The following is an 8,544-nucleotide window of genomic DNA, read 5'->3' on the forward strand; positions in this document are numbered from 1 at the left end:
GCCGACTTCGGCGCCCGCAAGATCCGCGAAGAGCTCGACGCCATGATGGTGCTGGGCATCGACCCGATCCAGCGCCTCGTCGTGCCCCGGGTGCTCGCCTGCATGCTGATCGCGCTGTTCCTCAACGGGCTCGTCACGATCGTCGGCGTGGCCGGCGGCTACGTCTTCAACGTCGTCTTGCAAGACGGCACACCAGGCGCCTACATCGCCTCCTTCACCGCGCTGGCGCAGTTACCCGACATGTACCAAGGGTTGGTGAAGGCTGTCGTCTTCGGCTACCTGGCGGCGATCGTCGCGTCCTACAAGGGCATGAACGCCAAGGGTGGACCCAAGGGCGTCGGTGACGCCGTCAACGAGGCCGTCGTCATCACGTTCGTCCTGCTGTTCGTCGTCAACTTCTTCATCTCGGCCGTCTATCTCCAGCTCGTGCCGCCCAAGGGGATGTGACGATGGCCAACAGATTTGCAGCGGTGTACCAGGCCCCGGCGTCCGCGTTCGACGACATGGGCCGCCAGATGCTGTTCTACATGCGCGTCCTCAAGGCCGTGCCGTTCACGATCAAGAACTACAGCAAGGAGATCGTCCGCCTGCTCGCCGAGGTCACCCTCGGCTCGGGTTCGCTCGCGGTCATCGGCGGCACCATCGGCGTCGTCGTCTCCCTCTGCTTCTTCACCGGCACCGAGGTCGGCATCCAGGGCTATGCCGCACTCGACCAGCTCGGCACCGCCGCCCTCACCGGCTTCGTGTCGGCCTACTTCAATACCCGTGAGATCTCCCCGATCGTCGCGGGCATCGCGCTCGCGGCCACGGTCGGGTGCGGATTCACCGCGCAGCTCGGAGCCATGCGCATCTCCGAAGAGGTCGACGCCCTCGAGGTCATGGCCATCCCGTCGATGCAGTTCCTCGTGACCACCCGCGTCATCGCCGGGCTCGTCGCCATCGTGCCGCTCTACATCGTCGGCCTGCTGGCCTCGTACTTCGCGACCAGGATCACGATCACGCAGATCAACGACCAGAGCGCCGGCACGTACGACCACTACTTCAACACGTTTTTACCGCCCGGCGACGTCTTGTGGTCGTTCGGCAAGGTGCTGATCTTCGCCGTCGTCGTGATCCTCATCCACTGCTACTACGGCTACTACGCCAGCGGTGGCCCCGCCGGCGTGGGTGTGGCCGTGGGACGCGCCGTCCGTACGTCGATCGTCGCCATCAACGTCGTCGACCTGTTGGCCTCGATGGCCATCTGGGGCACGACCGTCACCGTCAGATTGGCAGGCTGATCCCGTGGCCCGCACTCCGTTCGCCGAGCGCGGCGGCTCCCTGAAGGTTCTGGGAGCTGCGTTCGTGGCGATGATGATGTTCTTCCTGTGGCTGACCTTCGCCTTCTTCAACAAGTCGTTCGTCGACTTCGACGAGGTCACGCTCACAGGGGCGAAGGCCGGACTCAACCTGCCCGAGAACGCCGACATCAAGCTGCGCGGCATGATCGTGGGCGAGGTGCGTGGCATTGAGTCCACGAACGGCAACATCAACGTCACCCTCGGCATGGACCCCGACTACATCGACGACGTGCCGGCCGGCGTCACCGCCGAGATCATCCCCAAGACACTGTTCGGTGAGAAGTACATCTCCCTGATCCCGCCCGAGCAGCCGACCACCGAGTCGCTGAAGGCCGGCGACACGATTCAGGGTGCGGAAGTGCCGATCGAGGTGGAGAAGCTCCTCAACGACTTCTACCCGCTGCTCCGGGCCGTCGACCCGGTGAACCTCAACCACACGCTGTCCGCATTCGCCACCGCGCTGGACGGTCGAGGCGAGGAACTCGGAGACTCTCTGGTCACGCTCAACGCCTACCTGACGAAGCTCAACCCCGACGCCCCGCAGATGGTCGACGACCTCGTCAAGTTCGGGGAGGTGTCCGAGGGTTACGCCAACGAGATGCCGCGGATCGGACGCTTCCTGCAGAACTCGGTCACCTCCGGCAACACGGTCGTCGCGAAGCGAACGGAGCTGGCGTCCTTCTTCGACGAGGGCACCCGACTCGCGAACACGTTCACCGCGTTCACGAAGGCCAGCGGTCGCGACATCGAGGTGGTGGCCGACCAGAGCCGCGCGCCCCTGAAGGTCCAGGACAAGTACTCGCCCACGTTCGAGTGCTTCTTCAAGGGTCTCAACAAGACGTTGCCGCTCGCCGACAGCGTGCTGCGCAACCGCACGGTCCACATCGATCTCGAGACGATTGACGAGCAGCCGACACACTGGGACCCGTCGGGCGAGCCGACCGATCCGGATGGTGGCCCTGAGGGCGAGCGGGCGCTTCTTCCCAAGCAGTCCCAGATCGACAGCAGCAAGGCAGCCGACCCGAACCGCAACCGGGAGTTCTCCAACGGGGCTCCTGACGGACTCGGAGCCGTCTGCGAAGACCTCAACGAGTACACGTCGGGTAGCGGCCCATACGGCAATGGGCCGTTCACCCAGAACACCACCCCGCTCCCGACGTTCCCGGCCGAGGTGGTCAAGCTGCAGAACGTCAAGAACTCGCACAACGGCAAGTTCGGAGAAGAAAGCGACTTCCGCGTGCCGGTCGCGAGTCTCCAGGGGGTCGACAGCGCTGACCAGCGACTCGGCCTGCGGCGCCTCGCGGCGGTCATGGCCGGTGTCTCGACCGACGAGATTCCCGATGTCGCGTCCCTCCTGCTCGGCCCGGTCACGAAGGGTGCGGGGGTGAGCGTCCGATGAAGCTCGACACCGAATCCCTGTCCTCACTGGTCAAGCTGATCGTCTTCTGCACGATCACGGGCATGATGACCATCGTGCTCGCGCTGACCCTGAGCAACGGATCGTTCGGCGGCCAGGACGAGTACCAGGCATTGTTCACCGACGTCACCGGCGTCGCCACGGGCGACGACGTCCGCATCGCCGGCGTCTCGGTCGGCCAGGTCAAGAGCGTCGAGATCATCCAGAAGGACAAGGCGCTCCTGAAGTTCGGTGTCGACGAGGGCACCCCGATCACCCAGAACACCACCGCCACGTTGCGTTTCCGCAACCTCGTCGGACAGCGCTACATGTCGCTGGCTCAGGGCTCCGAGGGCGCGACGACCCGCGTCAAGCCGGGCACCACCATTCCGCTCGACCGCACGCAGGAGGCTCTCGATCTCAACGTGCTGCTGAACGGATTCAAGCCGGTGTTCGAGGCACTGAGTCCCGAGGACACCAACAAGTTCGCCTTCGAGATCGTCCAGACGTTGCAGGGCGAGAGCGGCAACGTCGAAACCCTGCTCGCCACCACGTCGTCGCTCACCAACACCCTGGCCGGACGCGACAAGCTCATCGGCGACGTCGTCACCAACCTGTCAGAGGTCCTCGACACCATCGGCACCCGCGACGAGGAGCTGAGCACCACCATCGACACCATGACAAGGTTCATCAGCGGGCTCAAGAAGGACCGCAACGCCATCCTGAACTCCATCGACTCCATCTCCGGCCTCTCCGAGGAGACCGCCGACCTGCTGGTCAAGGGACGGCCCGACATCAGTTCCGACATCAAGCAGCTCAACCGGCTCACCAAGAACCTGAGCAAGAAGAAGAACCTGAACCAGGTCGAGGACTCTCTCCAGATCCTGCCGATCAAGCTGACGAAGGTGAGCAACCAGGCCTCCAACGGCAGCCTGTTCAACTTCTACGCCTGCGAGCTCGAGATCGACCTCGAATCCGACGTTGCGCCACCGCTCAAGAATCTGCTCGAAGCGTTTGAAACCAACGCCAAGACGAAAATCGGTGGCGAACGCTGCAAGACCGAGCCGGAGGAGTTCTGATGAAACCCTTCCGGGAACGCAACACCACGATCATCGGCGTGATCGGCTTCGTCGTCATCGCGTTGCTCCTGCTGGCCGCCTTCCGGGCCGACAAGTTGCCGATCATCGGCGCAGGCGACACCTACCACGCCAAATTCGCCGAGATCGGCGGACTCAAGAAGGGCGACGTGGTTCGAGTGGCGGGCGTCAAGGTGGGCAAGGTCCAGAACTTCGAGCTCAAGGGCGACTACGTCGACGTCGAGTTCAAGGTCGACAAGGGCACCGAGCTCGGCCGCGACACCGGCGCCGCGATCAAGGTCGGCACCTTGCTGGGCGCGGAATACATCCATCTCGAACCCTCCGGCAGTGGTGAGCTCAAGGAGGGGTCCGCGATCCCGGTGGCGCGCACCACGCCGCCTTACAACGTGGTCGACGCATTCTCCGACCTCAGCACCACCACCGACGAGCTCGACGTCGACCAGCTCTCGCAGGCGCTGAACTCGCTGGCCGACATCGCGGCCAAGACCCCCACCGAGTTCCGCGGGGCCATCAAGGGCGTCTCGGATCTCTCGGCCAATCTCGCCGCGCGTGACGAGCAGATCAACACCCTGCTGGTCAACCTCAAGAAGGTCACCAGCGTGCTCAACGCGAAGGGTGCCGAGCTCGAGACACTGTTCAAGGACTCCGCTGTGCTGTTCGACGCACTGGCCTCGCGCCGCGCGCAGATCCACCGGTTGCTGGTCTCGACCACGGCGATCTCCGACGAGCTGCGCGCCCTCGTCAGGGATACCCGGTCCGACCTCAAGCCGGCGCTCGACCAGCTCGACAAGGTCACCACGATGCTGCGCAAGAACGAGGCCAGCCTCGACGAGTCGTTGCGCATCCTTCCCGGCTTCTTCCGGGTGTTCGCCAACGCGCTCGGCCAAGGCCCCTGGTTCGAGACGTTCGTCAAGGTGGGTGGAGCATGAGCAACTTCTTCACTCGCTTCTCGGGTCTCGCCAAGGTGCTCACGGTCTTCGTGGTGCTCGCACTGGTCGCTGCCGTGGTGCTCGTCTTCACCCAGGACGACACCAAGCGCACCATCACCGTCGACTTCACGAGCACCAACTCGCTCTACGAAGGCAACGAGGTTCGCATCCTCGGTGTTCCCGTCGGCACGGTCGACAAGCTGAAGGCCGAAGGCGACCACGTCGAGGCCACGCTGACTTACGACGGTGATGTCCGGCTGCCCACCGACGTCAAGGCCGTCGTCATCTCCCCGGCCGTCGTCGGCGACCGCTTCGTGCAGCTCGCTCCGGCTTACGGCGGCGGAGCGGTGATGCCCGACGACGCGAAGATCGGCGTCGACCGCACCGCCGTGCCGGTGGAGCTCGACGAGATCTACAAGTCCCTCGACGACCTCTCCGTGGCACTCGGCCCCGAAGGGGCGAACAAGGACGGCGCGCTGAGCCGCCTGGTCGAGGACTCCGCCGGTCAGCTCGACGGCCAGGGCCAGCAGCTGAACCAGACGCTGAAGAACTTCGGCAAGCTCAACGAGACGTTGTCGAACAACAAGGACAACCTGTTCGGCAGCGTTCGTGAGGTCAACGAGTTCGTCGAGCTCTTGCAACGCAACGACGCCTCGGTGCGCGCGTTCTTCGACAGCACGGCGCGGGTCTCCGAAGTGCTCGAGGGTGAGCGCGACGATCTCGCCAAGACGTTGAAGGCACTCAGCCTCGCCCTGATCGACGTGCGCAAGCTGGTCAAGGAGAACCGCGGAAAGCTGCGCAGCAACATCGACAACTTGCAGCGCATCGCGCGGGTACTCGGCAACCATCCGGAGGATCTCGAGCGGATCCTCGTCGACGGACCGACGGCGTTGTCCAACGTCACGCTGACCTACAACGGCGACGGCGGCACGCTCGACAACCGCGCTGACATCAAGGAGCTCCTCGGGGCCGCCGAAGTCAATCCCACCGTGCTCTGTACCGTGCTCGGCGGAGCATTCCCAGCCATCCAAGCAGCCTGTGATGCTCTGCCGGCCGCCCCGGCCGCCCCGGTCGCGCCTGAAGGCGGACTCGCAGGTGCAGAAGGGGCCGCGAAGAACCCAAGCCCCGACAACACCCAGGGCTCCCTCGAGGACATGTTTGGAGGCGGCAACTGATGACGACGTTCATGCGTCGCGGACGCGTCCGCGCCGGCATCGTGGCTCTGGCCGCCGCCATCAGCCTCGGCGGGTGCAGCTTCTCGCCCTACGAGATGCCGCTTCCGGGTGGCGCCGACCTCGGCGAGGATCCGATCGAGGTCCAGGTCGACTTCCGCGACGTCCTCGACCTGGTGCCGCAGAGCGGGGTCCGCGTGAACGACGTCGCCGTCGGCAAGGTCACCAAGGTCGAGCTCAGGGGCTGGACGGCCCGGGTCACGCTCTCGATCAACAAGAAGACCGAGCTGCCCGACGACGCCGTGGCCACCATCCGCCAGACCAGCCTCCTCGGCGAGAAGTTCGTCAATCTCGCCAAGCCCGAGGACGGCGGCGGTACGGGACGCCTCAGCAACGGTGACCTGATCCCGCTGGAGCGTTCGGGTCGCAACCCCGAGCTCGAGGAAGTCTTCAGCGCGGCGGCGTTGCTGCTGAACGGTGGCGGCATCGAGAAGACGAACACGATCGTCAGGGAGCTCGGCGCCGCCCTCGACGGCAACGAGCCGGAGGTCAAGGAGCTGCTGAAGTCCAGCAACGAGTTCCTCGGCCAGCTGGACACGAACAAAGAGTCCCTGATCGTCGCGCTGGAGAAGGTCAACCGTCTGGCCGTCGCGACCAACAACCAGAAGGCCGCGATCACGAACGCCCTGGACGACCTCCCTGAGGCCCTCACGGTGCTCAACAACCAGCGCGACGACCTGGTGCGGCTCATGCAGTCGCTGGATCGGCTTGGTGATGTCGCCACTGGTGTCATCCGCCGGTCCAAGGCCGACACCCTCGCCAACTTCGCCCATCTCAAGCCGATCCTGCGTGAGCTCGCCGATGCCGGCGACAGCCTGGCAGAGTCCTTCCGCATCGTGCTCTCGTTCCCGTTCACCGACGCCATCGTCAGCAACTCGGTCTCCCGGGCGATGGTGAGCTGTTCCGGAAACCAGTCCAACGCCGCGAAGGTCAGCGAGGGCGCTTGCTATGGCGACTACGCCAACCTCGACATCCACCTCACCCTCAATGAAGACCAAGCCGTGAACCTGATCGTGGGCATCATCTCGGCCAATGCTCCCGCAGCGCTCGCGGCGACGAAGGGCGATGGCTCGGGGACGAACCCGCTCGACTCTCTCCCGGATCTCCCCGGCGGTTTGCAGGGTGAGGAGCAGGGCGGCTCGACACCGTCGCCCGACTCCGGGTCGAATGACTCCGAGTCCGACGGTGCCCCGCCGACCATCTGCAAGCTCACGGGCATGTGCCGTACTCCGGCCGCAAGCTTCGCGAAGGCCCAGGAGTCCGACATCGGTCGACTCCTCGTCGGACCGGCGGTGGCGCGATGATCACCGGAGCCGTCAAGATCCAGCTCATCATCTTCGCGATCGTCACTGTGCTCGGCGGGGCCTTCGTCGGTGGGCGCTACGCGCAGGTCGACCGGCTCTTCGTCGACCGCAGCTACCCGGTGGTCGCCAACTTCGAGGACTCCGGCGGCATCTTCGCCGGCGCCCAGGTCACGTACCGCGGCATCGCCGTGGGCAAGGTCGGCAAGCTCACCTTCACCGAGGGGGGCGTCGACGTCCGCCTGGACCTCGAGAACGATGCGCCGAAGGTGCCCCAGGACGTCCTCGCCGTGGTGGCCAACAAGTCGGCCATCGGCGAGCAGTTCATCGACCTTCGGCCCCGCTCGAGCTCCGGCCCGTACCTGACCACGGACAGCGTGATCACCGACGCGAACACACAGATCCCACTCACCACCACCGAGCTGCTGATCGACATCGACAAGCTGGTGGCCTCGGTCGACACCGAGGCGCTCAAGGTTCTCGTCGAAGAGCTGGGCATGGCCTTCGACGGCACCGGCCGCGACCTCACCCGCATCATCGACACGCAGACGGAGTTCATCCAGACCGCCGACGACAACATCGAGGTCACCCGCGCCATCATCCGTAATTCGTCCGGCGTGCTGGAGACCCAGATCGACAAGCAGGGCCAGCTGTCGACGTTCTCGAACAACCTCGCCCTGTTCTCGGACACGCTCGTCGACGCCGACCCCGACATCCGCCGGCTCTTCGAGCAGGGCTCGGGCAGCGCGAAGCTGCTCAACGCCGTGGTCAACGAGAACAGCAAGGACCTCACGTCGATCTTCAAGGACTTCCGTATCGCCGGCGAGCCGGTCGACCGGTTGCACAAGGGCATCGAGATCATCTCGATCCTGTACCCGTACTTGGTCGAGGGCGGATTCAGCGTCATCGCGCCGAGCAAGCTCTCTGGCTCCGAGGGCGAGTTCGACGCCACGTTCGGCCTGGTGGACACACGCAACGAGTCGAAGCCCGAACCGGAACGTGTGTGCAAGGACAGCAACGGCGGCCGGGAGGACAACGAGTACCGACCGCGTCGCGATCCCGATGAACTGAACGACATCGAGTTCAATGTTGACGCCGACTGCGAGGATTGGTCCGTAGTAGCGCGCAACCCGGAGAAGACGATCATCAACCTCAACCGGGCCGGTGTGGACCCAACGTCTGACACTGCGTCTGGAAAGGACTCGTGGAAGTGGCTTCTGATCGCTCCAGCGATGAACTGAATCCTTCT

Annotated in this window: 8 protein-coding genes; all 8 read left to right on the top strand. The window is 64.8% G+C overall.

Translation table 11 applies throughout. The features are described 5' to 3' along the window. The coding region (locus ACRDPN_RS00705) for an ABC transporter permease (protein ID WP_431445398.1) at positions 1-447 on the top strand (447 nt) is incomplete at its 5' end. 2 nt (positions 448-449) lie between these two features. Then, positions 450-1,280: an MlaE family ABC transporter permease gene (locus ACRDPN_RS00710; protein ID WP_431445399.1), complete on the top strand. Its 831-nt coding sequence runs from the start codon at positions 450-452 to the stop codon at positions 1,278-1,280. A gap of 4 nt (positions 1,281-1,284) precedes the next feature. Further along, positions 1,285-2,739: an MCE family protein gene (locus ACRDPN_RS00715; protein ID WP_431445400.1), complete on the top strand. Its 1,455-nt coding sequence runs from the start codon at positions 1,285-1,287 to the stop codon at positions 2,737-2,739. After that, positions 2,736-3,815, top strand: coding sequence for an MCE family protein (locus tag ACRDPN_RS00720; protein WP_431445401.1), 1,080 nt, complete (start codon positions 2,736-2,738; stop codon positions 3,813-3,815). Before ACRDPN_RS00715 ends, ACRDPN_RS00720 begins: the two co-directional genes overlap by 4 nt. Beyond that, positions 3,815-4,762: an MCE family protein gene (locus ACRDPN_RS00725; RefSeq protein WP_431445402.1), complete on the top strand. Its 948-nt coding sequence runs from the start codon at positions 3,815-3,817 to the stop codon at positions 4,760-4,762. Before ACRDPN_RS00720 ends, ACRDPN_RS00725 begins: the two co-directional genes overlap by 1 nt. Next, entirely contained in the window at positions 4,759-5,937 is a 1,179-nt protein-coding gene (locus ACRDPN_RS00730) for an MCE family protein (RefSeq protein ID WP_431445404.1), read from the top strand. Before ACRDPN_RS00725 ends, ACRDPN_RS00730 begins: the two co-directional genes overlap by 4 nt. Next, positions 5,937-7,298, top strand: coding sequence for an MCE family protein (locus ACRDPN_RS00735; protein WP_431445405.1), 1,362 nt, complete (start codon positions 5,937-5,939; stop codon positions 7,296-7,298). The genes ACRDPN_RS00730 and ACRDPN_RS00735 overlap by 1 nt, the downstream gene beginning before the upstream one ends. Continuing rightward, complete coding sequence (locus ACRDPN_RS00740) at positions 7,295-8,536, top strand: MCE family protein (RefSeq protein ID WP_431445406.1); 1,242 nt, start codon at positions 7,295-7,297, stop codon at positions 8,534-8,536. The genes ACRDPN_RS00735 and ACRDPN_RS00740 overlap by 4 nt, the downstream gene beginning before the upstream one ends. The last annotated feature ends 8 nt before the right edge of the window (positions 8,537-8,544 follow it).

Origin of the sequence: Aeromicrobium sp. (assembly GCF_050700635.1) — a bacterium.
Classification (GTDB): domain Bacteria; phylum Actinomycetota; class Actinomycetes; order Propionibacteriales; family Nocardioidaceae; genus Aeromicrobium.

What these genes read in the sequence shown, in the direction of transcription:
- ACRDPN_RS00710 (WP_431445399.1), top strand. Translation starts at nt 450, where the DNA reads ATGGCCAACAGATTTGCAGCGGTGTACCAGGCCCCGGCGTCCGCGTTC.
- ACRDPN_RS00720 (WP_431445401.1), top strand. Translation starts at nt 2,736, where the DNA reads ATGAAGCTCGACACCGAATCCCTGTCCTCACTGGTCAAGCTGATCGTC.
- ACRDPN_RS00725 (WP_431445402.1), top strand. Translation starts at nt 3,815, where the DNA reads ATGAAACCCTTCCGGGAACGCAACACCACGATCATCGGCGTGATCGGC.
- ACRDPN_RS00730 (WP_431445404.1), top strand. Translation starts at nt 4,759, where the DNA reads ATGAGCAACTTCTTCACTCGCTTCTCGGGTCTCGCCAAGGTGCTCACG.
- ACRDPN_RS00735 (WP_431445405.1), top strand. Translation starts at nt 5,937, where the DNA reads ATGACGACGTTCATGCGTCGCGGACGCGTCCGCGCCGGCATCGTGGCT.
- ACRDPN_RS00740 (WP_431445406.1), top strand. Translation starts at nt 7,295, where the DNA reads ATGATCACCGGAGCCGTCAAGATCCAGCTCATCATCTTCGCGATCGTC.